The organism is Cohnella panacarvi Gsoil 349 (genome assembly GCF_000515335.1).
In the GTDB taxonomy this organism is placed as follows: Bacteria; Bacillota; Bacilli; order Paenibacillales; family Paenibacillaceae; genus Cohnella; species Cohnella panacarvi.
Map to the genome: position 1 here is coordinate 1141577 of NZ_KI911563.1, position 26831 is coordinate 1168407.

The window sequence follows — 26831 nt, forward strand, 5'->3', positions numbered from 1 at the left end:
CCCGTTATGATTTCAGACCGGATTCGGTACGAAAGATCCGCCCCGGCATCGTTTCAAGTAATTTAACGCATGCACTTGGCCCGTCATCTCCAGTTCGCCCTTGTAAACCGGATCGTGCCATCCTTCGATATCGATCGTACCCTGGTAGCCGGCCTGCATGAGGATCGTGATGATGTCGGCCCAGTTCGTATCGCCGAACCCCGGCGTGCGATGCCATACATAAGGCTTAGGACCGTGAATGCCGTATTCTTTCACGACGTCCCATGCGATCGTCGCGTCTTTGCCGTGCACGTTGAACACTTTGCCGACCCATTTGCGCAACTGAGGGATCGGATCGATCAACGATACCATCTGATGGCAGGGTTCCCACTGCAACCCGATGTGATCCGAAGGAATCGCGTTGAACATCATCTCCCAAGCGGTCGGATTATGCGCGATATTCCAGTCCCCGGATTCCCACGTCCCGCCCATGTCGCAATTCTCGAACGCGATTCGCACCCCTTTGTCCGCCGCCCTGCGGCCAAGCTCGCCGAAAACTTCCGCGTACCTAGGGATGGATGCGTCGATGGATTGTCCCGTCAGCCTGCCGGTAAAGCCGGCGACGATGTCCGTCCCGAACAGATGGGCATGATCGATCAACCGTTCCCAGCTCGCGAGGGTATCGGCGTTGTCGCCCGCGCCCGTTAGCGGATTCCCGAAAATGCCTAGGGACGAAACCTTGAACCCATGCTGATCCGCCAATTCGCGAACCTGTTTCGCGGTCTCCGCAAGGTTCGTATGGCCGGTCGTCTGCCAGAACGTCAAGCTATAGCTTTCGAAGCCGTGCGGGGCGATTTGCGGAATGACTCGTACCGCATCTCCGCCGCCCACCAGCGTGCCTATCCGAATTTGTCCTGTCGACATCTTGAATACCACTCCTATATTGATGTATCGTATCGGTTATAGGCTCATTATAACGCTCTATTGAAGCGCTTACCCTTCTAATCTTGTGCGAATATCGCAATATCTTGTGGAGTTGATCGAGGATGACTTACCCGAAGGAACTGCGGGAACAGACGACCATTGCCGACAAAGACCATCCGATCCATTTCTTCTTCAACGAATGCAAAGGCGCGACGATCAATCAATGCATTCTTTTCTTGCACTGGCACGAGCACTTCGAGATCATCGTGATGCAGAAAGGAACGGGGATCTTCCATATCGATAGCCAGCCTTATGAGGCAGCGCCCGGCGACGTGCTCTTCGTTCCCGCCGGAAGCCTGCACACCGGCTTTAGCACGTGCGAGGGCGACACCGCGTTTACCTCTATCGTGTTCAACAGCTCTCTTTTCCAGCACTGGGTTAACGATCCGATTCATTCCCGCTACGTTCTTCCTTATCTGGAGGGACGCGTCCGGCTCCCGGTTAAGCCGTCCTCGGTCGTGCCATCGTGCGACGAACATTATCCTTTGCTTGATCGCGCCGGCGAGGAGTTCGCGGCCAAGCGGCCAGGCTATCAGCTCGTCGTCGTCGCGCAGCTTCATATGTTATTGACGTATCTATCGAGAACGTTCCTTCCGCAGCAAGAATTAAGCAAGCTAGGCCGCCGTCCCGTTCACAATGGCGAAAGATTCAAAACGCTCATCCGATCAATCGAGAGTAATTTATCGGCGAAACATACCGTCGAGGACGCCGCTAGACAACTGAGTCTGAATCCCTATCATTTCTGCAAGCTGTTCAAGAAGTTGACGGGACGCACGTTCATCGAATACGTGAACCTGTGCAGGGTTAACGAGGCCGAGCGTCTGCTGCTAGAAAGCGAGTTGTCCGTGACCGAGATCGCAGGTCTCGTCGGCTGCGACAATCCGAACTATTTCACGAAGCTGTTCAAGCAGTATCGCGGAACGACTCCTTCTCGATATCGGAAATAGCGGAATCACCGTCACATACCTCCGCAAGATTTTCGGAACACCTGTAAACATACAGTTAGTCGCCAGCTCATGGGCAGAAACGAAAAAACACCCGCTAAAGTGCAGGTGTTGGGAAAGACGATTAAGCTATCCGAAAATGATCGTTCGATTACCCGTATTATCGCATGTACTCATGAATGTACGATTATTTGTTCGGGAATAACTGCATCATCGCAGGCAATTTGTAGAATTTGGCTGCGTTGCGACCGTATAAGGCCGCGCGTTCCTGCTCGCCCCAAGCGCTTGGAATCGCCCGTTCGAGCACGTCTACGACTTCATCGTACTCGGCGGCCAGCAGACAGACCGGCCAGTCCGAGCCGAACATGACGCGATGCGGACCGAATAAAGCGAGTACGTGCCGGATGTACGGCTGGAATTGCTCCGGCTTCCAATGGAGATGATCGGCTTCCGTCACCAAGCCCGACAGCTTGCAGTAGATGTTCGGATGCGCCGCCGCGCGTTCCATCTGTTCCGCCCAACGATCGAACGAACCGGATGCGATAGGCGGCTTGGCGATATGGTCGATAACGCCTCTAAGCCCGGGCGCTTCGTTCAGCAGCAGGTTCAGCGATTCCAACTGATCCGACTTCAAGAGAAGATCGACCGGCACGTCTTCCCGCGCGTATTCGCGAAGCGCGCCAACGACAGCCTGCTTCAAGACTTTCGACGCTTCGGGCATTTCCTGGATCATCATCCGGAATCCGACGAATTTAGGGTGCTGCTTATAACGTTCGTAATGGTTGCGATGCGAGGGGTTGAACAAATCCAGCCAACCGACGACGCCTAAGATCGAATCCGTACGATCCGCAAGCGCAAACAAGTATTCCGTCTCCTCTACCGTCGGCGCGGCTTGCACCGCGATCGTCCCTGCAATGCCGTGCTTGCTCAGATGTCCGGCCAATTGTTCCGGCAAGTAATCCCGGTACAGCTTCGGCATCTCCGGCGTAATCCAACCGTAGTCTCCGCGCTCGATGGTCCAATAATGTTGATGAGAGTCAATCCGCATTCTCGTTACCTCCCCAGGTTATCTTCTATCTCTTATTTTACAGATTCAATTAGGAATATAAAATAGCAATGAAAGGTCTTTAGCTTGGGATAAAAATTCGCCGATGTCGAAACCTAAGCGGTACTTAGAGGAGGTACTGCTTACGATGATCAAATTCCAGCCTTTGCACAATAGCCGGACGAAAGGAAGCCTCTCGGATAAGTTAACGTCGGCCGAAGTGGGGAAGCTATGGGCGACCTACATGGGGAACAGCATGGCAAACCGAATATTCCCTTACTATCTGCGCAACGTGGACGATAACGAAATCCGCAACGTTCTGGAGAAGGCGTATCGGCTAACCGAGCGATTATTGAATACGATCACGGATCTATTCGAACGCGAAGGGCATCCGGTCCCGCTCGGCTTCGACGACAAAGACGTGAATGTCGGAGCTCCGCGTCTTTTCGACGACGAATTTTATTTGCATTACCTGAAGTACACAAGCAAAGCGGGCATTAGCATCTATAGTATCGCCGTACCGCTCATGAGCCGACTCGACGTGCGCGACTTCTTCACGGATTGCATGACGTCTACGGTCGATCTGATGAACGAAGTCAACGATCTGCTCGACACCAAGGGTTTCTTGATCAAGCCGCCGTTAATACCGACGCCGAACAGCACCGATTTCGTTCAAAAACAGTCGTTCCTTAACGGTTTCTTCGGAGACATCCGGCCGCTTTCGGCGCTCGAGATCACCCATATTTACGACAACGTCCAGAATAACGCGATCAGCAGCGCCGTGCTTACCGGCTTTCGCCAATCGGCCAAAACCGAGCAGGTGCGCAATTTCTTCGAAAGAGGCAAAGAGATCGCGCAAAAGCATATTCAGGTATTAAACAAACTGCTGCAGAAAGACGACCTGCCTACCCATCCGGTGCTGGATCACTTGGTTACGGATTCAACCTTCTCGCCGTTCTCCGACAAAATCATGTTATTCCACAAGGTCGACATGTTCATCGTGCGCATTCGCACCTACGGCAACGCCTTGGCGTTCAGCGCCAGGCACGACGTGGCATCGGTGTTCGTCAGGTTTATGGCGGAGATCGGCAACTACGTGGAGGATGGCGCCAATATATTGATCGATTTCGGCTGGATGGAGCAACCGCCCCAAGCGGCGGATCGCGACGCCGAGGCTCTGTTGTGGAGCATCGCCCTACCCGGATTCGGCCAATTTCGCAACGGCAAATACGTGAAGGGAATCCTGCTCATCCTCTTGGAATTCGCGATTAACGTGCAATCCCACTTAAACATGGTCATTATTTCCAGCCTTCATGGCAACATTCGGAATGCGATCAACCAGACAGATTACCAATGGCTGATGTTCTATCCTTGCGTCTATATGTTCGGGATATGGGACGCGTACAAGGACGCCGGGGGCGGAACGAAGCCGTACGCCGTATTCCCTTACGTGTTCGGAGCTTTCTTCGCTACGATCGGGATCGTTTATTCGCAAGACTATCTCGGGGCCATGTGGTTGGGGATATGCGGACTGGCGGTCGGCATCGCGGTCGGCATCGTGCTTCGGGCGATGTTTTCGAAAAAAAGACGGAGCCCGCTAAATAGCTAAGCTCCGTCCCAGATTATGATTCGATGCCTTTGATCCATGCATCCACTTTATCCGAGTGGCTGTTCACCCAATCCTTAGCTGCTTCTTCCGGCGACTTCCCTTCCCGAATGGCGACCATCACGCTCTCCATGTCCGAGGCTTCCCATTGGAATCGGTCCAGGAACGTATAGGCGCTTTCCATGTCGTCTTTCAGCCCTTTACGGACCATCGTATGAATTTGCTCGTCTCCTCCGTAGACGCCCTTAGGATCATCCAAGTATTTCAAATCCATCTTGGCGAACTTCCAATGGGGCGTCCATCCGGTCACGACGATCGGCTCTTGGTTGTCGTAAGCTTTCTGCAGCTCTTGCGCCATGGCGGCGGACGAGCTCTCCACCAGCTTGTAATCTTTCAGTTCATAATCTTGAAAAGCTTGCTCGGTTGCCATCATAATACCGGCTCCGGGTTCGATGCCTATGATTTGTTTCTTAAGCGAGGAAGCCGTCTCCGGTTGATTCAGATCTTCGATGGACTTGATATCCATATAAGCGGGAACGACTAATCCGATTCTCGTACCGTCGAGATTCACTCCCAAATCTTCGACTTTGGAAGAATATTGTTCCAAATACGAAGCATGAGTGCTCGGCAGCCATGCGGCGACCATCGCATCGGCGCTGCCGTCGGCGATTCCCGCCCACATCGGACCGGCGTCAACCTGCAGCATTTCCACCTTGTAGCCTAGCTTGGATTCCAACACTTCCTTTACTACGTTCGTGCTCGCGATTTCGGAATCCCATGCGACGTACGCGAGCTTGATCGATTTATTATCCCCGTCCTTCCCCGAACATCCGGCTATGACGGCCGCGATAAGCAACATGGTCAACAATAAATTCCACTTTTTCATATCCTAACACCCCATATCTATTATTTCTTGAACGCGTTTTGCGTCAAGCGATCAAGCAAAATGGCCATGATGACGATCGCAAGGCCGGCCTCGAAGCCTACGCCGAGCTTCACTTGCGTTACCGCTCTGTATACCAAAGCGCCTACTCCTTGCGCTCCGATCATCGAGGAGATGACGACCATCGACAAGGAGAGCATGATCGTCTGATTAATACCGGCCATAATGGTGGGCATGGCGAGCGGCAACTGCAATTTGTACAGCTTCTGCGCAGGTGTCGAACCGAAAGCGTCCGCCGCCTCGATTAATTCGCTCGGGACTTGCCGAATACCGAGATTCGTCAACCGTATCGTCGGGGGAATGGCGAAAATAATCGAGGCGATAACGCCGGGTACCGCTCCTAGCGAGAAAAAGGTGACCGCAGGCAACAAGTAGACGAAGGCCGGCATCGTCTGCATAAAGTCGAGCACGGGCGTTACGATATTCCGGACGGCATCCTTCCTCGCGCACATAATGCCGATCGGCACGCCTGCGACGATCGACAGCAGCGCTGCCGTTAACACCAGCGCCAGCGACTGCATCGACGGCTCCCACAGGCCGAGATTATCGATGAGCAGCAGGCCGACCAACGCGAACAGCGCGATTTTCCATTTCCCTGCCCAATAAGCCAATGCGGTTAGGAGTACGATCAGAATGATGGCGGGAACGGACACCAACACGGTCTCGATGCCTTCTACCAGCGAGCCGATCACCGAAGTGATCACGTCGAAGATCGGGCCCGCATGGTCCGTTAGCCAGTCTTCGAAGCTTTCGATCCATTCCCCTAGCGGGATTTTCGGTATATTCATATCGCTGCGCCTCCTTCCGGAACGGCGTTGCCCGCAAGGGCGGAAAGAACCGCGCCTTTAATGATGATTCCTCTCAATTTGCCCCGCTCGTCCACGACCGCTACCGGGAATTTCGCTTCGGCCATCATTTCGAACAGCTCGCTCAGGATCGTGTCCGGCGACGCCCACGGGATAGGCTTCTGCATGACGTCTTCAATCGATTTGTTCTCCTTCACGGCTTGCGAAGCTTCATCCGCCGTAATGAGACCGAGCAGATTATGCTCTTTGTCCGTCACGTATAGAGTGGAAACCCGGTTGTCTCTCATGAGTTGCAGAGCAACGCGGGGGCCGCGTTCCGGCGTAACGGTTTCCGGCTTGATCATGACGTGCGCGGCGGTCAACACTTTGGACAGATCCACGTCCTCGACGAATCGTTCGACGTATTTGTTCGCCGGCTGGATCAAGATTTCTTCCGGCGTTCCGATCTGCACGATGGCGCCGTCTTTCATAAGCGCGATCCGGTCTCCGATGCGCAGCGCCTCGTCCAAATCATGCGTGATGAATATAATCGTCTTCTTCATCTTGGCTTGCAGCAGCAGCAACTCATGCTGCATATCTTTGCGTATAAGCGGATCAAGCGCGCTGAACGCTTCGTCCATGAGCAGAATGTCCGGATCGTTCGCTAACCCTCGGGCTAATCCTACCCTCTGTTGCATCCCGCCGCTCAATTGGTCTGGAAAGCTGTTCTCCCAGCCCTCCAATCCCACTAGCTTTAACGCGTTCCGCGCCAGCTCCGTTCTTGTCTTCTTATCGATCCCTTGTATTTCCAAGCCGAATTCCACGTTGCCGAGTACGTTTCTGTGCGGAAATAAGGCGAACTTCTGAAACACCATCCCAATATTCTTCCTTCGCAGTTGACGAAGCTCCTCGGCGTTCATTCGCACGATATCCTTGCCGTTAAACAGAATTTCGCCGGCGGTCGGCTCGATCAAACGGTTGATCATTCGGACCAATGTAGACTTGCCGCTTCCCGACAGCCCCATGATGACGAATATCTCGCCCTTCTCGATGCAGAAGCTTGCTTGATTAACTCCGACCGACATGTTCGTCTCTTTCATAATCTTCTCTTTGGACCAACCTTCGTTCAGCAACTGCCTGGCTCGGATAGGTTCATGGCCGAATATTTTCGTGAGCTGGCTTACCTCGATGATGGACATGTCCACATCCTCCTTCTAGATGAAATAAAAACCAGCTAATGTTTGTCAAGCTTTAGTGTGTTGGCCGGACAGCAAGAACCTGATATAATTTTACCGCACACCAAATAACCTCCATTGGCGTGGAGGGTTTTGGTTAAATATGGTTTATGCTTGGTAGGGCTGGCCCTTCTTCAAGATGGCGTAGATGTGATGCAGTAGCTTGTTGGCGCAAGCAATCACCGTCACCTTGTAGGGCTTGCCCTCTTCTCTTTTTTTGTCATAATATCCTCGAAGTCTCTCGTTCGTACTTCCCCTGAGTCCGCACTGTACGGCCAGATATAACGCTCTGCGTAACCGCTTTGAACCTCGCTTTGTTATTCGATTGCTTGTGGCCACAAACTGTCCTGAGCTGTAAACACCTGGATCTAGCCCCGCATATGCGACCAGTTGCTTTGCATCCCCGAACTGCTGTGCGTCCCCAACTTCCGATATGATCGTTGCAGCAAGTTTATCGCCCACCCCTGGGATACTCTTAACAAGCCCCACTTCTGGCAGTTGTTCTGCTAGCTGTTTCATCTGCTTCTCAATCGCTTCGAGTTGCTCCTGCATGGAGAGAAGCAACGATACCATGCTTCTCAGCATCTGTATCTGAGTAGCGCTTTTCTTGCTCTTGCTCCATTGCTCATAGATGACCTCTAAATGCTCGACTTTCGTTCGAATCCAGGATGTCGAGCGCGATTTACCTGCTTGCTTTCGAATGGCTTCTTCCCATTCTTGATCCTGACCGGACAAACAAACCTGCAATGTAGCAAGCGCTGTAACTGAAAACAAATCGTAAAACACACTCTCAAAGGTTGGAAACATCTGATCCAACAACGCACGCATATTGAGCTTTGCCTGTACATATAGCGAAGTGATGAATTCATGTTGCCGAGTCACATGCTGAAGCTCCGTATAGCACTCGTTCCAGCTCCGATGCGGCTCTACATCGCCTCGATAGTACATTTCGGCTAGATGCCAAGCATCTGCTGCATCCGTTTTTACTTTGCGGAGTTGCGCGCTCTTGGCGCGTTTGGACAGCAAAGGATTGATGATGAAGTGTTTAACTCCGATGTCCGCCAAATACGCTACGATAATGCGATGATAATGACCAGTTGCCTCGAGTATGACAACAGGTTCCTTTTTGGTACGCTCCTTAAGCTCTTGAATCACGTTACCAAGTCTGCTGAACCCGTTTTCTGTATGCCGAATTGTTTCCGGCCTTCCGTGTGCTTCATTTCGTCTGACAAACGCTTGAAATACGCTCGCTCCTTTTGATACATCCAGTCCGATAACCGGTTCCATGTCAGCACCTCCTGATGTAAAATTAGCCGGCAATCCCACGATGGTTCCAAACCCATAGCTTCGCTTGTGATGCGAGGTCAATTGCCCCAACCAGCTCAAACATGGTCATTGGAGGTAGTGGGAGAACAGTTTTTATTACGGGGTCACTACCCCAAAAAGAGCCACGTTCTCCCGGCTACCGCCATCATAGAACGCCTATAAAAATAGGCCAACCAGAAATCTCTGGTTGACCTGATAATACGAAAAGACCCTGACTAGGGTCGTAAGTGAGTTCCGTGTCGACCGGATACACAAACCGTACAACGACTATAACACGGCTCTACCTAATCTGACAACTTTATAATTATTATTAAGTTGTTAGTTGGATGAGATTGGGGCACAAAAAAGAGCCCGTACGTAACGGACTCCAGCACATGAACGGATAGGAAATTAGGTTTGGGAGCGCGTCTGGTTGAGAAATTGCTTCGTTCTCTCGTACACCTTGTCGTCTCCGACTACGACCAGCACGTCATCTTCCATAAGGACGACGTGCGGACCGGGAGAGATCGACACGTTCGTTCCCCTGCGAAGCGCTATGATCGTGGCGCCGGTATTCTGCCAGAATGCCAGATCTCCGATCGTCATGCCTACAACGTGGGAATCCGAACGGATTCTGAGCTCGATCGGATTGTAAGGTTTGAGATTCTGCAAGCGGTCCGACGCTTCGATGATCTCGACAAGGAGCGATTCGAACTTCCGGTCGATCGCTTGTTTCTCTCGCAGCAATAGCTGCAAATCTTGTTTAAGCGAGTACACGGATTTCAAATAATCGTGCTTCGTAATGTACTCGTACGCATGCCGGCTCGACACGATGGTGATTTCTTTCCCTTGCGCAACCGATACGATGCTCTCTTCCTTCAGCAATCCGATGGCTTTCCGTATCGTTTCGGGAGATACATGGTATTGCCCGGCAAGCAAGGAACGACCGGAAATCTTGCTGCCGACCGGTATTTCTCCGCTTACGATTCTTTGCGCGATATCGAGCGCGATCGATTTATAACCCGCCTTGTCCGATTCCGACATCCGACTGATTCTTCCCCTTGGCCGACTTAAGTCGCAATGATTATTAAATCAAGCATACGCTTCTTCATTCGGAAAGTAAACGGGATGGATCATGACCGGGAACGGGGGAGCGAAGAGGCGGGCTTCGCCTTGAAATCGTAACCCTTAAGCTCCTCTCCCGTCATTTCCTCGCCTGATCCTTCGTTCGTCGTTGACGTATCGGCCGGGGCAACGCTGCCCACATTGCCGATAATGACCGTGCCTTCGTTCTTTACGATAATGATTCGTCCGATATGGCAAGGCATGAACGATCATCTTCCTTTACGGTTCTAGTCGTCGTACATGCCTCTATTGTATGTGGCTGCTCTCGCGTCCGCGTTGGCTTTTCCAACGGTTACGGGAGCCTATTCACGCAATACAAGAAACTCGCACTTCAATACTGATTCGGCTTAATGTTTATTTTGAAATAAGCCACATTCTCAATCTAAAGAAGTTCATACGCAATATCATATCTTCTAGCGAGTTCAAGCAGTTTTGTCTTCATTTCGTAGGCTTGTGCGGGACTTAATCTTCCTTTGTCTTCAAGTTGCAACTGATGCATCATGTTTTTCAGTAAATAAGGAATCTCTACTTTGTGCTTATGGCTGTAGAGATCAATATTCACTAATAACATAGTCTTTTCATAAATCCGCCCAGGAGCATGCCAATTAAAATGATGAAGGAATTTCTGAATCAATTGTCCATAGTTGGAAAGTATTTTCCCGTGAATAAATATGCATTCCATTAAACGAATCATCATCTCTCCATGTATACTCTTGTGATTATTCCCCTTTTTATAGTCTATTAAATCCAATAGTTCGGATGCCCTTGCACAGTTTTCCTCAGTATCTCCGAATCTCTTTATTAGTAGCTCTAAATACTTAATATCCAACTCGTGATGCTTCATCAAACTTGAACTGTGTTTTCTGTTCATGTATTCATAATATTTACTCTCCCCAAATTGATTGTCCATATCAGGTCCTTCAAATATCCTAGAAGCTATGCACAGTTCGACAAATCGAATGAATAGTTCAACAGGGAGACGATTTGAATCATAAAACTCCTTATAGAGCACGTCGTAATAATAACGGCACGCGTCATCTATTCCAAATACAAGTGCAAGTTCAAACAACTCCAATTGCTGCTTACCGCCTAAGTCATGGAAATCAATCTTATAAAATGTCCTTCTCACTACTTCCATGATTCGACCTTGGAGATTCATATTAATACGGCTTATAAGCTTAAGTATCTCAATAGTATCATCGTTATGAACGGTATCATTCAGTAAACTTTCAATCAAATCGCCTGCATATCTTAGCGTGTACTTGCTATCGAGGTGGCTCGTAATCAGCAAGCTCAAAAGACGAAGCCTTTGGGACGGAGAAGCCTCGGTCAGCACAGCCGGCATTACCAACTCGATGATCCACCAAAAGTTAGGATGGCCTCTTTGAAGCCTTTCGAGAACATCGATATAATCGGTCCCGGAGTCAAGGTTTAAATATACCCATCTCTCCCAAAAATGCTTGGAGAACTTGCGTACATCTTGTGACCTCAGAAACCTAGCCATTAACCTGCTTGAAGTAAATTCCTCACTAGAGAAATCGAAGATGCTCTGCAACCAATTGATAAACTCCCTTTCCGGAATATTCTTCCGACGAAGTATATAATCATACCTCGTATGAAGAACATCCAGCGCTAGTGGAATCATCCCTTGCTTTTTAAGCACAATTTGTCCAATTCGCTCTAAATCCACCTCGTTTGAGTAATAATAATTTAGTAAAGTGTGATAATCGTTCTTAGAAACAGCAGCGTAGCTTCCAAAGTAATCATGGATCTCTCGATGAGATTTTTTGAATAACCTTAACCTTCCCGAATCTATTCTCACATCGGCCCACTCTGAAAGTTTGCCAGCAGCCAAATGATTTCCTGCCAAGTTCCACAATTCCACCATTTTTGTCCACCATAAAAATTCTCCGGTCACAGGCCATTCGTCTTGTGTCATCCGACCGCTGGCTTCGACGCCGGAGGCAATATTCCTGATTCCCTCTCCAGTTTCAGAGAAAATATTTAGCGTTACATCAATCGCAGCATCTTCACTCAATGCCAATAATAATAACACCATATTTTGCGTATAAATAGCCAAATGCTCCAGTATGGGCTTGGGAGAAATCAGATTGATCCCGTTTGCAGGAAACGGAAGTTGGCCTGTCCCTTTTACTGATTTGGCAAATTCGTTTTTAATCCATTTTCTTAATTCGGAATTATTTTCACTTATGACATTATGAGCATGTTCCATGAAAAAGGAGACAATCTTAGTATGCTTATGCAACCAGTTATAGCCATAACAAAATCGGAAGGTTTGTTCATCGCCAAGCGCAGAATCTTCTCGTTCTCCCCGTTTTTGCGCTATACGCAACAGAAAATCCGCCGTTAAAAACTCTCCGAAGGTTTTATGTAGAAATTCATAATGGTACAACTCATTGCCGGTTTGTCCCGTTGCCTTATTCTCGTGAATGAAGAAAAATCCTCCGAAGATTTTCTTGGCATCAAGCTCGTGGTCACCCAGACCGAATTCTTGTAATTCCTTTGTTAGATCCTTGCCACTGTGACTGGTCTCATCGTGAATAAACATCATAAAGGCTATCAGCCCTATCCGAAGTCGGAAATTCTCCATTTCCTTCTCTTGCTGCAAAAGAGTAAGATCGATGAAATCTTGATCTTTATTTAATTGTCTTAACGTGAACTTGATAAACAATTTATCATATAACTTAGAACGGTTGAAATCCGCATCCTTAGCGTCCTCTTGCAATTCTGAATGTTGATAATCATAAATGGCTAGCAGTAGCAGCAACAGGGGCTCCTTGGATAATTCCTCCATATGTTCATTTTCCGGTATTTGAAAGCGCTTGAACCCATCTTTTCTCTGAATCCTGTTCCACCGTTCTACCCATTGATCCTTCCGTTTTTTATCGAAACTGTTAAGTTTAATAATTATTGTCCCTTCCGGTATTCTTACTTCTTGCATAATGGATAGCCTACTCGTAATAATTACTCGCAGACAAATATTATGCATATCATATGCCTTTTCTTGAAACTGCTGAATTTTGGTCAAGTATCCGTTTAACTCCGTAGCCGAAACTTGAAGCAACTCGTCAAATCCGTCTAAGATCACAACTGGAATCCTGTTCTGAAACTCTTTCGCCCAATCGAACCAGTCTACCGCAGCGCCTGCCTCAATAGACTGCTTTAATCCCTCGTCTATATGACTTTTCACATCGCTATGACTAGACCTTACATCCCTCAATTTGATAAAGAAAGGGACAAAATCCTTATGGTCGCATAACTGAGAGGCCAACATCTGACTAAGCATGGATTTTCCCGCACCCGGATTGCCCAGGATTAGTATCGGCTTATGTGCATTCAACGGCTCCATTAACGATCGGTGAAGTTGGCTACCAATATTTTCACCACGGACAATTCCATTTGAGGCGTCTTCCCAGAACTCCGAAGATAAGTAGTTTTTGGACTTGCCTGAATACTGAATGAGGGTATAGCTTTGCGGAATGTACATTTGTTCATTTGTAGGATTTGCCATTCCAGCGAGATCATCGTTTGAAATAATGGTCTTCCCTGCATATTTACGCAGAATATTGTGGTGGGCTGCGATTTTATCGAGCCGCTCATTGCTCCCACACTCCGATAACGATAGAGTATGCCTTGTAAGCCACGGGACATCCTTCAATGGAGGCGGTTGCAAAGAAAAGCTCCCGGTAAACTCATCTTTATGCAATAACTCGATTTGAGCAATAATTTTATTTAGCTTACTCTCGATGCCGGCTGCCATTTCAGCTGTTTCCGTTATCTTATCTTTCCAAATACCCAAAAAGTGCTCTTTCTCTGAGAGATCCACCCACCATCCGAATTCCGGGAATTCCTCAACTAAACTTAACAAATAAGCATTGTAATAATGCTTTGCGATCCGGATACTTTCCTCAATGATTGTGAGGTTGTCGTCCTCTTTCACACTGTCACGCACGATAAAATCCAAAAAGACCTTGCCCAAAGGTCTGAAAATTTGCTCTAAATAGTTATCCACGCCAGATTGATCACCGTTAGCAGGCAAACTTACTTCCACGTCTGCAAGATATTGATAAGTCTCTTGCTCTAGCTTCATTAATTCAAGACGATCCTCGTCTGTGATGTCTATACGGTCTGCATGGCCATGAAAAACTGGAAGAAGTCTGTCAATGAAAGAGTCCCGGGCTGCGAGGTGTATAAGTATTAGATGAGCCAAACTAAGTTTATCAGCTTGCTCTCGAGCATTTAGTTCTCGACACTTATCCTGATAATTTAAATTATTTGAAAGATGATTCAGAATATTACCAGGCTTCATGGACATGAGTCCAACACCAGTTGATAGATTTTCTATTGCCGCAGGAATATCTGGGGCTAGGAGAACAGATGCAATCGTCCCCGAAGTTATAAGACAATCTGCCAAACTGTTGATTCTGTCCTTCGTACTTTCATTTTCGTTCTCCTTTAAATAATCTACCAATTCAGATAACGTCTTTTGATGTTTCATCCTATTTTCCCTCGATTTAGGTAGGTTTCCTTACACTATTGTTGTTTCTACAAAATCTTACAAATTCCTCTTGAATATCAATTTTACGTACGAATGATTATAAAAAAGTTGCCCTATGTAGATGAAGCCTATGTTTGACTTAGCTAACATGAAAGTATTCAAGTTATTATTCTGAATCCAAAGTAAGTAAAATAAGCACAATTCGGTTGTCTCAGTGGACAACCGAATTGTGCTTATTGGCAAATTTTTGTTCAATATTATTTCCATATAATTGTTCACTAAGTATTATGATGGCTATGGATGTTCTTGTTCTTTCCCTGTGCCGTCATTATCAACCGGATTGTACAAGCGATTCTTAACTGCACGAAGTACTGCTCGTTTCACAATATCGTCATTTATCTACTGAATAACTGCATCGGGTACCTCTAATTATCGCTTATACCGTCAGAACTCTCTTTTTCTACAGACTAGCTGCACTTCGTACCGTTAACAGCTCAAGGAGTATCCCATCGATTGGAATACCTGCACTTCATACAGTTAGTGTCGAGCGATGACGCTGAGTTGGCCAAGTTGATGACTACAAAAAGGTGTCCCTCGGTCGAATGGACCTTTGGGACACCCTTATGATGCTTATTTTAAGAACACTTGCTATATCCGCAGTTGCCGCAAGTCTTACAGCCTTCTACGTTCAGCAGCGATGCCGATCCGCAGGACGGACACAGGTCCTTCGACGTGTAAGCCGCTTTCGGTTTCTCCGCGAGCACGTTGTAAGGCGCAGCCGACGCGGACGTCTCCGCCGCTGCGGCATGCTCGTGGTCGAAGATGCCCGCGTGCTGCTCGAGCGCCTTGGCTACGGCGTCGGCGATCGACTCGACGCGGTTCGGACCGAAGCCGACTGCGCCGGAGCCGCCGATGCCCTTAAGGTGCTTCACGAGCAATTGCACTTTGTCGCCGTGGTCGCCGTACCGGAGGAACAGCGAGCAGACGCGGCCGAGCGCTTCCGCCATCGCGAATACGTCGGAGCCGGCTTTGCCCACGTTCAAGAAGATTTCGCCCGGCGTGCCGTCGATGTCGTTGACCGTAATATAGGCCATGCCGAACGGCGTATTGTATTTGTAAGTCGCGCCGCGAAGCACTTTCGGACGGGACTTGTATTGCTTGTCGAACGATTGCTGCTGCGCAGGCGTAACGGAGACGTTCAGGGACGCTCCCAGCGAGTTAACCGAATCCGCTTCCTCAGGCGTAGCCGCAGCCGGCACTTCGACCGCAGGCGCTTCCGCTTGTGGAGCTTCTTCTTTCTTCTCTTCCTTCGCCGTGCTCAGAACTTGCACGTCGCGGCTGCCGTCGCGGTAAATCGTAACGCCTTTGCAACCGAGGTCGAATGCGAGCTCGTAGAGCTCCTTGGTCTCTTCGATCGTGAAGTCCGCAGGGCAGTTCGCCGTCTTGGAGATCGAGCTGTCGACCCAACGCTGGATCGCCGCTTGCGCGCGGATGTGATCCTTCGCGGATAAATCCATCGCGGTGACGAACCACTCCGGCAGCTCTTCGCCCGGATGGGCGTCTTTCCATTCTTGCGCGACCGGAACGAGCTGTTTATCGAAGCCGAGACGGCTCTGACGGTAGAACTCGAACGCGAAGTACGGCTCGATGCCGGTAGAAGTGCCGACCATCGTGCCCGTGGAGCCCGTAGGCGCCTGGGTGATGACGGTTACGTTGCGCATGCCGCGTTTCTTAACCGCTTCGCCGACTTCCGGAAATACGTCGACCATGTTCTTCATGAAACCGGATTGCAGGAACGGCTCCAGATCGAACGCTTCGAACGAACCTTTCTCCGCCGCGATTTCCGTGGAAGCAAGGTAAGCTTCGCGAGCCATGAAGCCGTAAAGCTTGTCAAGGAATTCCAAGCTCTCGGGGCTGCCGTAACGAATTTCAAGATGGATCATCAGCTCGGCCAGACCCATCGTTCCGAGACCTACGCGACGCTCGTTCTTCTGGTTGCGCTCGTTCTCCGGGAAGTGGTAAGGCGTCGTGTCAATGACGTTATCCAAGAAACGCGTGGAGTAACGAACGACGCGGGACAGCTCATCCCATGCGACGTCGTGCTTCTCCGCATCGTAGAACTTGGACAGGTTGATCGCCGACAGGTTACATACGCCCCAAGCCGGAAGCCCCTGCTCGCCGCACGGGTTCGTGCAGATGATCGGGTTGAAATACCAGCTATTGGACATTTGGTTGTAATATTCCATGAAGACGACACCCGGCTCTGCCGATTTCCAAGCGCTCTCGATAATCGTGTGCCATACGTCGCGCGCGCGAACGGTACGGAAGTGAACGACATTCTTGCCAAGCTTCTTCCACTTGTCCAGATCGCCATCCCACAGCTCGTTATATTCAGGATCCTTGGTGTCGGGGAATACGAGCTCCCACTCCAAGTCTTCCTTAACGGCCTTCATGAAGCCGTTGCTTACGCAAACGGACAAGTTCGCGTTCGTGACCATGCCCGGGGTTTGCTTGACCGTAATGAAGTCGAGCAGGTCCGGATGCCAGTCGTTGATCATGAGCATAAGCGCGCCGCGACGGCTGCCGCCTTGTTCGATCAAGCCGGTCGTATAGCTGAAAAGTCCGCCCCAAGATACCGCTCCGCTCGACGAACCGTTAACGCCTTTGACAACGGAGCGACGCGGACGAAGAGAACTCAAGTTAATTCCGACGCCGCCGCCGCGAGACATGATTTCGGTCATCTCGGACAACGTCTCCATGATGCCGCCGCGGCTATCGTGCGGCGAAGGGATCACGTAGCAGTTGAACAGCGTCAACTCGTCGCTTGCGCCTGCGCCCGCTGCGATCCGTCCGCCCGGCACGAGCTTCCAATCGTCGAGCACCCAGCGGAACTTCTCTTCCCATTCCTTCTGCTTCTCCGGCGTAGACTCTACGCGGGACATCGCGTTAGCCAGACGAGCCCAAAGCTCTTCCGGCGTCTTCTCGATCGTTAACGTCAGCTTCTCGACGGTCGATTGCACGAGCTCGCCGTTGCGCAGCTTGACGGTCACGTTACTGCCTTCCCGGCTTACGACTTCCCCTACGTCCTTCGCCGGGAATTTCGGATCGTCCTTCGTCAGTACGAGAACGACGTCGCCTACTTTTGTATTGCTAGTATCGGCATTCTTCCAAGCATACCGGTCCAAAAAAATCTTTTCGCTTAATCCTTCTAACCGTTTTTTAGCCTGCATCGTTTTCAATCCGGCACCCTCCCGAATAGTAGTAAAAATGGCTTGATTACAAGGCTCGCAGCACTTTTCATGTATGTAAATTGTACAATATATTGTGTGCGATTACCATTATACTATACCACATATGGTACAGCTATAGGACATTTATCATAGATTCTCGACTCTTGCGGAACAAGGTCGAAAAAGCCCGTATTTATGCGATTCGCAGCGATTCGTCCGATTTGATGAGCCCTTTTGTTTTGAATGCAGGGCGAAAGTCCATACTAAGATTGTCTGCCAGTAGGCTGCAATACGCGGCATCTTAGGAGGAATGTTCCTTGCAATCGTTCGAGCCTGCTCTAGAACCCGATTTCGCCGAGAATTCGGTCGAACAGCAGTCCTTAAGCTCCGCGCAAGAGCATCAGACCGGCCAACCTGCTACATCCGCGCCTCTAGGCTCCGCGACATCGTTCATCGATCCGAATCCCCGCAAGCTGAATCCGCTTGTCGATCTGCATATCGACCGAAGCGCCTTCGAGGAGCTGGACCGGCGCGTTCAACGCAACGGCCCGTGGGACGACTGGACGTTGTACCAGATGGCGCTGGAAGCCGAAGAAACCGAGCTAGTGGCCGATTTCCACGCGCTGCAATGCGTGAAGTCGCTTCCTCGTTTCGAACCGCTGCCCCATCAAGTCGAAACCGCGCGCAAAGTACTGCAGAACATGCGCGGCCGAGCGATACTAGCGGACGAAGTCGGACTCGGCAAAACGATCGAGGCCGGCTTGATTCTGAAAGAATATTTAATTCGCGGGCTTGTCAAACGCGCCTTGATCCTCGTTCCCGCTTCTTTGGTGCTGCAGTGGGTGCGCGAGCTTAACGGCAAATTCGATATTCCCGCCGTGGCCCAGAAGAAGGAATATTCGTGGAACAACGATATCGTCGTCGCCTCGATGGACACCGCCAAACGCGAGCCGAACCGTGCGATGCTGCTTGAAGCCGAATTCGATATGCTCATCGTGGACGAAGCCCATAAGCTCAAAAACAAACGCACGAGCAACTACCAATTCGTGGGCGGGCTTCGCAAAAAATATTGCTTGCTCTTGACCGCGACGCCCGTGCAGAACGACCTGTCCGAACTATACAACTTAATTACGCTGCTGAAGCCCGGTCAACTCGGCGGCGAAGGCGACTTCGCTTCCAATTTCGTGCAGGATCGGCGAGTCCCTAAGAACGAAGAGAAGCTGCAAGAGGCGCTCAGCCAAGTGATGATCCGCAATCGGCGCTCGGACGGCGGCGTTCACTTCACCGAGCGCCACGTAACCAACGTCCCGCTTAGGCTGTCGCCCGAAGAGATGGCTCTGTACGAAGGGGTTACCTCCTACGTTCGCACTCATGTCAAAGCGGAGACGGGCATGGATTTGACGAGCATGCTCTCTCTCGTGACGCTTCAGCGCGAGGTGTGCTCCAGCCGCGACGCCGTCTTCTTGACGCTCATTAATCTATTCAAAAAGACGGGCGAGGACTCCCCGCTGCGCGCCCGAATATGGGAGCTTGTCGCGCTGATCAAGAGCATCAAGTCGAACACGAAGGCGCAGAAGACGATGGAACTGATCCGGAGCATCGACGATAAAGTCATCGTCTTCACCGAGTACCGCGCGACGCAAGAATACTTGCTGAAGTTTTTCAAGGAGCACGACTTGTCCGCCGTGCCTTACCGCGGCGGTATGAACCGGGGCAAGAAGGACTGGATGATGGATCTGTTCCGCAGAAGGGCGCAGGTGATGGTCGCCACCGAGGCCGGGGGCGAAGGCATCAACCTGCAATTCTGCAACCATATCGTTAATTTCGACCTTCCGTGGAACCCGATGAGGGTCGAACAGCGAATCGGCCGCGTCCATCGGCTCGGCCAATCCAAGGACGTCCGCATCTTTAATCTGTGCACGTTAGGGACGATCGAAGAACATATCGTACACCTGCTCCATGAAAAAATCAATATGTTCGAGCTGGTCATCGGAGAACTGGACGAGATCATTCAGCAGCTTGAAAAAGAAGAGCCTCTCGAACGCAGAATCGCGCAGATGGTGCTTGAATCGGCGGACGGCGACGAGCTCCGCCGGAGAATGGACGGCATCGGAGAAAAGCTGCTTGTCGTCAAGCAACGCGAGGGACGGGAGAAACCGCGATGAACACGAAACAGGTGCAGAAATTCGTGCAGGCTTACTGCGACAGCACCGGCTGCCATATCGTCGAGAAGTGTCCCGGCCGCGTCACCGTCAAGCTGTCCCCGGAAGCGGACCGCGCGCTGACGAACCGGCCTTACTATTGGAGCTTCGTCGATCGCACGGGCACTCCGCCCGAAACGTTGACCTATTCCTGGTTTTTCGAAGCGCCTTCGGCCGAGGACGGACAATCGTCCCCTCTCTCTTATCTGATGACGCCTGCCGGCCGGGTCATCCAGGAAGGCGTCTACTTCGGCTCGCGGCGGCTGCAGCAGCTGTTCGACGTCGTCCGCCAAGGCGGCCGCTGCGTGACGTTGTTCGAGGAGCCCGCGCGCGGCATGGGCGATCCGCTAAGCTCGCAGCCTTACACCGCTTGGCTCGGCGCCAATTTCAAGGTAAGCTTCGCTTGCGACATGAGACGCGAAGAACTGCACAGCTACGGCGTCTCGCTTGCCACCGGGGTCATAGACGACAAGTTCATGGACCGGCTGCAAGGGCGCAAGCTTACGCCTCGCCTGCCGGCGAACGTCCATCTGCTCCGTAACGGCCTCTCGCTGCGCAAGGGCATGACCCAATTGGAATCGACGATCGAGCGGAAGCTGAAGAACGCCGACTTCGCTTGGGCGGCGGAAGCCGAAGAGCGTCGTCAGGACGAGCTTGCGCGAATCGGGCAATACTACGAGCCGTTGCTGAAGAACGAAGACGAAGCGCAGCGAAAGCTGTTCCTCGAGCGCTTCGAACAGCGCAAGGCGGAGATCGACTGGCAATACCGGCCGAGAATCACGCTTACGACGATCAACTGCGGCATTTTCCACTTGCCCGGAATCCATTAGTTCGACACGAAAAATGAATCGTTCGGATTAGCGCCGCGCTGACAGGTTTCAACAGCTTCGGCGCGGCGTGTCCGCTACAATGATGCCAAAATCACGTAAAGCAGGTGCGACCGTTCATGCGAATACGCTCATTGCTCGTCATCGCCGCGATCACCTTGGCGGCGTTCGTTCACTTCCCTCCTCACGCCGCGGCTTCGCCGGATCATGAGAACGCGCAGACTCCTTCCAAGCTCGAGCTGCAAATCGCGGAATGGGTCGACGCTTTGGCGAAGCAGAAGCCGTTCGCGGCTTGGCAATCGGCCGATCCGCAGATCGAAGCGCTCGGGCCGGGGACGCATAGCTGGCTCGTGCTGTTCACCCAAGCCGGCGAGAACATCGGCTACATGGTCGTGAACGCCGCTTTGGACGGGTCGTTCAAGCTTGGCGAATACGGCCTTGGCCCATATCCGCTGTTCTCCTACGAGCTGCTGAAGCAGTCGTTAACGAACGGCGGAATGCTCTCGTCCAGCGAACCGTTGCCGGCAGCGGTCACGAAGATTTACGTTCATCCCTTCGCGGCAGCCTGGGAAGTCAGAATCGGCGAAGAAACGTATTATTTGGACGCCAAGACAGCGGAACAATTGCCGCTTGACGAGCGAACCTTCCCGGAACTGTTTCCGACGGAATATCAACGGCTTGCCTCCGTCGCGGACGCGGATCGCAGCAAGCGGCTGCGGCTGAATCCAGCGTTCGACGTATACGAACGTCTTCCGTGGCTCATGAAAGAGACCCCTTTCCCGGCGAAAGAGGTCTCTAAGCTGCAAGCCCGCTTGGATAAGCGGCAGCACTTGCGTTATGTAACGGAACCGCTTGGCGATAAGATGCTTTATGCGCTTTCCGTGGTCGGTTATCAGCGCTGGGCCAGCGGTCGCGTCGATGTGGCGCTGGATATGAACGGCCAGCGGTTTATTCCGCTTAGCACGCTAGATCAAGACGGCTTGTTTTATCGATAACGCTCATTGCGACGGCGTCTCCGCCACCGAATCCTTGGTCCGCGCTTCGGCGCGGCTCTTGTGTTTGCGCAGCTCCAATTGACCCCACCACATGCTGACGCCGAAAGGAAGAACGCCGAACCATCTCGTTGCCCAAGGTTCGCGCCGCTGCTTTCTCGCTTGCCGGATTTCCGCCGCTTCCGGCGACCAATACGCTACGGCTCTCTCCGTCATGTACTTCAGGTAATCGTCCTTTTTTTCGCCCATGATCATCATCTCCTCTGGTTCTAGCATGCCCGCTTCCCGCCTTCGCCAAACGCCCATTTGCTCTCGTCACTTACTCGTTGGCGATCAGGCGTGCATGAGCGCCGCTAATCTAAGCCACGATAGGAAGGTAAACTTTCTTATCGAACGGAGTCGATACAACGATGATTCGAGCGATTATGGCGGGTTGCGCTCTGCTGCTGCTCGTCGGCTGGCGAGTGCCCGAACCCGTGGAGATCCATAGACAGGCAAACCGGGAATTACAGGCCGATACCCCGGACATTCGCCGCGCATTGCCGACGGCGGACATATTGATCGATGCAGGGCATGGAGGAATCGACGGCGGCACTCAATGGGGCGATATGCTGGAGAAGGACATTAATTTAGCCATTACGCGCAAGCTGTATTTGCTGCTTCGGAGCAAAGGGCTTGTCGTCGTCTTGAACCGAACGGGAGATTACGCGCTCAGCGACGATAACCGGTGGCATCTGTCGCGCTCTCGGCATCGCCGCGACTTGACGCAACGACGCGGGCTTGCGGACGAAATTATCGCGAATTTGTTCGTAAGCGTCCATGTGAACTGGGCTTCGAACAATAGCAGGAGCGGACCTGTCGTTATTCATAAAGCCGAAGGCCATAGCGCTTTGCTCGCGGCGACGATCCAGAGCAGCCTGAATCAACAGCAAGGCAAACGCAGATTGCCTCAAATCGCCAATCAATTTTATTTGCTGAATCGCGTGCCGGCCCCGAGCGTCATCGTCGAATCGGCGTACCTAAGCAATCCGGCGGATCGCGCCATGCTGTCGTCTTCCCCGGGGCAAACCCGTATCGCCGCCGCGATCGCCAACGGCATTGTCGCTTATTTGTGCTTGTCGCCGTGAACCGGAGTCGGAGGCGAAGTCAGCATGCCGGAGACAGGAATGAAATTCGCATCTTTCATTAATCCGGGTATCGCGCCGCGCAGCATTCCCGAAGTGATCATTCCCGGAGGACCGACGTGCCCGATCGCGACGCAGCGTTCGTGGTTTTGAAGAAACTTCTTCACTTCGCCGATTTGCCGCGAAACGTGATGCGGCGTGTAGACATCATCCAGGAACACGTTATTATGAAGCGTCTGCACGCCTAGCTCTGCGGCTACTTTCGGCACGACCGTGCGATAGGACGTTCTGCTGTCAAGGAAAAATAATCCTCTCTCCTTGCACACTCGCAGCACGACTTTCATGACCCGTTCGTCGGACGTCGCTTTCGAGCCCATATGGTTGTTCATGCCGATCGCATGAGGCACGTCGTCGATCGCCGCTTCAACGCGCTTGCGGATTTCCCCATCCGTTAAATCGGTCATGATCGCGCCCGGTCCAAGCCAGCTGCGTTTGCCATGCATCGGTTCCATCGGCAGATGGACGATAACGTCATGACCTTTGCGGAAAGCCTCCTCGGCGTCCTTTTTCGTCGTCGGAAGGAACGGCATGACCGCAACCGTGATTTTGACCGGTAAATCCAGCATTTGCTCCGTGCCTTTCATCGCGTTGCCGAAATCGTCGATGACGATCGCGATTCGCTTATCCATCCCCGCTTGCTCTTGGCCCGCCGCGCTCGACCGGAGATGTCCGGACAGCACGCTTCCGAGCAAGGCTACGGTTAATACGAGCGATTTGCCTCTGTTCATTCTCACCGTTACGAACCTTCCTTCTTGCGGTATTCATCGAATAAATTAAGGATTCCTACAAATGGAAGGATTTATTACCGAATGAACAAATCAAGTTAACTTTTTACTTATATGTTGATTAGTAGAAATCGCAATGTTATGATTTCAGTTGAAAGATCGGCAAAGAGCTCATCTTATTCCGGTTTGTAAGCGGTTACCGAAAGGAGTGAACAGGTTCGTCGGAACAAAGGTCGTAAACGGAGTATAAAATGTCGTTTTTTTTTGCTTGGTGTAGAAAACGTTTTCTAACTTAATTATTGTGCGCCTTCTCTCTCCTTTCGCAACTCATTATCCATATCCATACAAGGAGGCTTTGCATGTGAACGCATCGATTAGAAAACCGTTGGTTGCCTTTTTGCTAATTGTCTCCATGATCGTTTCCTCATTCTCGATAACCGCAAGCGCGAACGAGCCGACTGCTTCCTCCGCCCACCTTCTTGGAAACGATGCCGTGAAAAAACCGTCCGTGGGAGGAGAGCTCCAACTCCTCGTGCAAGACGGCGTCATGACGCTGTGCGATAAGTACGGCGACCCGATTCAGCTGCGCGGCATGAGTACGCACGGGCTGCAATGGTTCCCGGATATCGTGAACGATAACGCTTTCTCCTCGCTGAGCAACGATTGGGAATCCAACGTGATCCGCCTCGCGATGTACGTCGGGGAATCGGGTTATGCGTCGAATCCCGCTCTACAAGACAAAGTGATCGAAGGCATCGACTACGCGATCGCAAACGACATGTACGTCATCGTGGATTGGCACGTTCACGCGCCGGGAGACCCGAACGACCCGACCTATGCCGGCGCCATGGACTTTTTCAGAGACATCTCGACTCAATACCCTAACGATCCGCACATCCTGTACGAGCTCGCCAACGAGCCGAACAGCACCGCGCCGGGGGTTACGAACGACGCCGCAGGCTGGGCGGCGGTCAAAAGCTACGCCGAGCCGATCATCGATATGCTGCGCGAAAGCGGCAACGGCAATATCGTCATTGTCGGCAGTCCGAACTGGAGCCAGCGCGCGGATTTAGCCGCCGACAATCCGATCGACGATGACAAGACGATGTACACGGTGCATTTCTACACCGGAACGCATAAGCCGGCCGCCGACAGCTCGGATCGGAATAACGTCATGAGCAACGCGCGTTACGCGCTCGAGCGCGGCATCGCTCTATTCGCCACGGAATGGGGCACGAGCGAAGCAAGCGGCAATAACGGGCCGTTCCTGAAAGAGGCCGATCAATGGCTGGCGTTCTTGAACGGGAATAACTTCAGTTGGGTGAACTGGTCTCTAACGCACAAGAACGAGACATCGGCCGCCTTTACTCCGTTCGAGTTGGGCAAATCGGAAGCGACCAGCCTTGACCCGGGCAACGATAAAGCATGGAGCATCCCCGAGCTTAGCGCGTCCGGCGAATACGTGCGCGCGCGCATCAAAGGCATCGCCTACGAGCCGATCGATCGCACGCCGCGCGAGCCATTCAAAACGACGATCTGGGACTTCAACGACGGCACGACGCAAGGATTCGGCATTAACGCCGATAGTCCCGTCAAGACCGGCATCGCCGTCACGGCTAACGCGCGCCAAGCTTTGGAAATTTCCGGACTTAGCGGCAGCACGGATATATCCGAGGGCAATTACTGGGCTAACGTCAGGTTGTCCGCGGACGGCTCGGGCGCCCGACCGGATCTGCTCGGGGCGAACGCGTTGACGATCGACGTCATCTCGCAGGCTCCGACGACCGTCTCGATTGCCGCGATTCCGCAGAACGCAACCTACGGCTGGGCGAATCCGACCCGCGCGATACAAGTCGTGCTGGACGCGGCGGATTTGAAAGACGGACAATACGCGGAGACGTTGACGATCACGGGAGACGATTCTCCGAACTTCCGATCGATCGCGGAAGACGCCGAGCATAGCGTGATGAGCAACCTCATTCTGTTCGTGGGCTCTTCGGAATCCGACACCGTCTCCCTCGATAACATTACCGTTTCCGGAACCCGCGCCGTAGCCGATCAACCGATCGTCCACGCGCCGCTCGGAACGCCGACGCTTCCTTCCGATTTCGAGAACGATACGCGGCAAGGCTGGAACTGGGACGGCGGCTCGGGCGTAAAGAACGCGATTACGATCGGCCAAGCGAACGGCTCCAAAGCGCTGTCCTGGGAAGTCGCCTATCCCGAGGTTAAACCGGCGGACGGCTGGGCTTCCGCGCCGAGGATCGTACTCGGCGGCATTAACGCGACGCGCGGCGCGAACGACCGGCTGCTGTTCGACTTCTATCTCGATCCCGTTCGCGCTTCGTCGGGCACGTTGTCGATCAACCTGGCCTTTGCTCCGCCTAGCTTAGGCTACTGGGCGCAAACGGCGAGCAATTTCGATATTCCGCTGACTTCGCTGGCATCGGCAGCGAGAACGCCCGACGGCCTGTATCGCTATGTAGCCAGCTTTGACCTGACCCGGATTTCGGATCATAAAACGATTGCCCCAGACACGCTTCTTCGCGATATTACCGTCGTCGTCGCGGACGTCGACAGCGACTTTGCCGGACGTATGTACATCGATAACGTCCGGTTCGGCAATGCTCCTGCGACCGCACCTCATTCCTCGTTCGTCGACGTGAACGATTGGTCCGCGCCGTTCGTCCAGTTCCTCGCGGATCGCGAGCTTGTTCATGGCGTCGGCGGGCAACGCTACGCTCCGAATCGAGAGATCACGAGAGCGGAATTCGTCCGACTGCTCGCCAATCTGAACGGCGCGGATCTTCGCGCGGATGCTCGGACCGGCTTTAGCGACGTGGATTCCAACGACTGGTTTAACGGGGCCGTCGCGTGGGCGGTCGAGAACGGCCTTATTGAAGGAGAAGCCGGCCGATTCCATCCGAACGCCGCGCTCTCTCGCCAAGACCTCGCCGTCATTCTCGTCAAATTCGCGAGTACATTCGCTCCCGGCGCTTTGAAAGGCGCCGAGACCGTCGCTCCGTTCGCCGACGAGGACGCAATCGCCGACTATGCCGCTGAGGCCGTGGCCAGCTTACGCGCCGCCGGCATCGTCTCCGGCAGAGACGGCAACAGGTTCGACCCGGCAGCCGGTACGACAAGAGGCGAAACGGCGAAATGGCTCGCGCTGTTCATTCAAGCCGGCAATCTGTAACGCATG

The 26831-nt window shown here is 52.2% G+C and carries 19 protein-coding genes; 7 read left to right on the forward strand and 12 right to left on the reverse strand.

Translation table 11 applies throughout. The features are described 5' to 3' along the window. Window positions 1-12 precede the first annotated feature (12 nt). Window positions 13-903 (reverse strand): sugar phosphate isomerase/epimerase family protein, encoded by an 891-nt coding sequence (locus COHPA_RS0105485; RefSeq protein WP_027085198.1) that lies wholly within the window; start codon window positions 901-903, stop codon window positions 13-15. 122 nt (window positions 904-1025) lie between these two features. On the opposite strand from COHPA_RS0105485, the gene COHPA_RS0105490 reads away from it, so the two are divergent. After that, entirely contained in the window at window positions 1026-1910 is an 885-nt protein-coding gene (locus COHPA_RS0105490) for an AraC family transcriptional regulator (RefSeq protein ID WP_027085199.1), read from the forward strand. 184 nt (window positions 1911-2094) lie between these two features. On the opposite strand, the gene COHPA_RS0105495 is transcribed toward COHPA_RS0105490, so the two are convergent. Further along, window positions 2095-2955 (reverse strand): amidohydrolase family protein, encoded by an 861-nt coding sequence (locus COHPA_RS0105495; RefSeq protein ID WP_027085200.1) that lies wholly within the window; start codon window positions 2953-2955, stop codon window positions 2095-2097. A gap of 145 nt (window positions 2956-3100) precedes the next feature. Between COHPA_RS0105495 and COHPA_RS23000 the strand changes: the two genes are divergently transcribed. Further along, window positions 3101-4561: a DUF3231 family protein gene (locus COHPA_RS23000; RefSeq protein ID WP_027085201.1), complete on the forward strand. Its 1461-nt coding sequence runs from the start codon at window positions 3101-3103 to the stop codon at window positions 4559-4561. Between the two features lie 13 nt (window positions 4562-4574). On the opposite strand, the gene COHPA_RS0105505 is transcribed toward COHPA_RS23000, so the two are convergent. The 8 genes from COHPA_RS0105505 to COHPA_RS0105540 form a co-directional block, all read right to left on the reverse strand. After that, window positions 4575-5444, reverse strand: coding sequence for a glycine betaine ABC transporter substrate-binding protein (locus tag COHPA_RS0105505; RefSeq protein ID WP_027085202.1), 870 nt, complete (start codon window positions 5442-5444; stop codon window positions 4575-4577). Between the two features lie 20 nt (window positions 5445-5464). After that, a complete protein-coding gene (locus COHPA_RS0105510) occupies window positions 5465-6289 on the reverse strand; it encodes an ABC transporter permease (RefSeq protein ID WP_027085203.1) in 825 nt (274 codons plus the stop codon). Further along, a complete protein-coding gene (locus COHPA_RS0105515) occupies window positions 6286-7485 on the reverse strand; it encodes a quaternary amine ABC transporter ATP-binding protein (protein WP_027085204.1) in 1200 nt (399 codons plus the stop codon). Before COHPA_RS0105515 ends, COHPA_RS0105510 begins: the two co-directional genes overlap by 4 nt. 144 nt (window positions 7486-7629) lie before the next feature. Continuing rightward, window positions 7630-8808, reverse strand: coding sequence for an IS110 family RNA-guided transposase (locus COHPA_RS0105520; RefSeq protein WP_027085205.1), 1179 nt, complete (start codon window positions 8806-8808; stop codon window positions 7630-7632). A gap of 429 nt (window positions 8809-9237) precedes the next feature. Continuing rightward, on the reverse strand, window positions 9238-9870 hold the full coding sequence (locus COHPA_RS0105525; RefSeq protein WP_027085206.1) for a GntR family transcriptional regulator: 633 nt from the start codon (window positions 9868-9870) through the stop codon (window positions 9238-9240). Window positions 9871-9959: 89 nt separating this feature from the next. Next, a complete protein-coding gene (locus COHPA_RS0105530; protein WP_027085207.1) occupies window positions 9960-10154 on the reverse strand; it encodes a hypothetical protein in 195 nt (64 codons plus the stop codon). 179 nt (window positions 10155-10333) lie between these two features. Continuing rightward, window positions 10334-14470 (reverse strand): NACHT domain-containing protein, encoded by a 4137-nt coding sequence (locus COHPA_RS0105535; protein ID WP_027085208.1) that lies wholly within the window; start codon window positions 14468-14470, stop codon window positions 10334-10336. Window positions 14471-15105: 635 nt separating this feature from the next. Further along, on the reverse strand, window positions 15106-17709 hold the full coding sequence (locus COHPA_RS0105540) for an adenosylcobalamin-dependent ribonucleoside-diphosphate reductase (protein WP_027085209.1): 2604 nt from the start codon (window positions 17707-17709) through the stop codon (window positions 15106-15108). 443 nt (window positions 17710-18152) lie between these two features. Between COHPA_RS0105540 and COHPA_RS0105545 the strand changes: the two genes are divergently transcribed. The 3 genes from COHPA_RS0105545 (at window position 18153) to COHPA_RS0105555 (ending at window position 21723) form a co-directional block, all read left to right on the forward strand. Further along, window positions 18153-19865, forward strand: coding sequence for a DEAD/DEAH box helicase (locus tag COHPA_RS0105545; protein ID WP_035120102.1), 1713 nt, complete (start codon window positions 18153-18155; stop codon window positions 19863-19865). Continuing rightward, the gene (locus COHPA_RS0105550; RefSeq protein WP_027085211.1) at window positions 19862-20731 is read left to right on the forward strand and encodes a YqhG family protein; all 870 of its coding nucleotides are present in this window, start codon (window positions 19862-19864) and stop codon (window positions 20729-20731) included. The genes COHPA_RS0105545 and COHPA_RS0105550 overlap by 4 nt, the downstream gene beginning before the upstream one ends. Before the next feature lie 116 nt (window positions 20732-20847). After that, window positions 20848-21723 (forward strand): hypothetical protein, encoded by an 876-nt coding sequence (locus tag COHPA_RS0105555; RefSeq protein WP_027085212.1) that lies wholly within the window; start codon window positions 20848-20850, stop codon window positions 21721-21723. Between the two features lie 3 nt (window positions 21724-21726). Here the strand turns inward: COHPA_RS0105555 and COHPA_RS0105560 are convergent, their stop codons facing one another. Further along, a complete protein-coding gene (locus COHPA_RS0105560) occupies window positions 21727-21969 on the reverse strand; it encodes a YqzE family protein (RefSeq protein WP_027085213.1) in 243 nt (80 codons plus the stop codon). Between the two features lie 161 nt (window positions 21970-22130). Here COHPA_RS0105560 and COHPA_RS0105565 point away from each other — a divergent pair, with 161 nt between their 5' ends. Continuing rightward, complete coding sequence (locus tag COHPA_RS0105565; RefSeq protein WP_027085214.1) at window positions 22131-22847, forward strand: N-acetylmuramoyl-L-alanine amidase family protein; 717 nt, start codon at window positions 22131-22133, stop codon at window positions 22845-22847. Here the strand turns inward: COHPA_RS0105565 and COHPA_RS0105570 are convergent. Next, on the reverse strand, window positions 22826-23632 hold the full coding sequence (locus COHPA_RS0105570; RefSeq protein WP_051421797.1) for a divergent polysaccharide deacetylase family protein: 807 nt from the start codon (window positions 23630-23632) through the stop codon (window positions 22826-22828). The genes COHPA_RS0105565 and COHPA_RS0105570 overlap by 22 nt on opposite strands. A 358-nt stretch (window positions 23633-23990) precedes the next feature. Here COHPA_RS0105570 and COHPA_RS0105575 point away from each other — a divergent pair, with 358 nt between their 5' ends. After that, complete coding sequence (locus COHPA_RS0105575; protein WP_027085216.1) at window positions 23991-26825, forward strand: carbohydrate-binding domain-containing protein; 2835 nt, start codon at window positions 23991-23993, stop codon at window positions 26823-26825. Window positions 26826-26831: the final 6 nt, after the last annotated feature.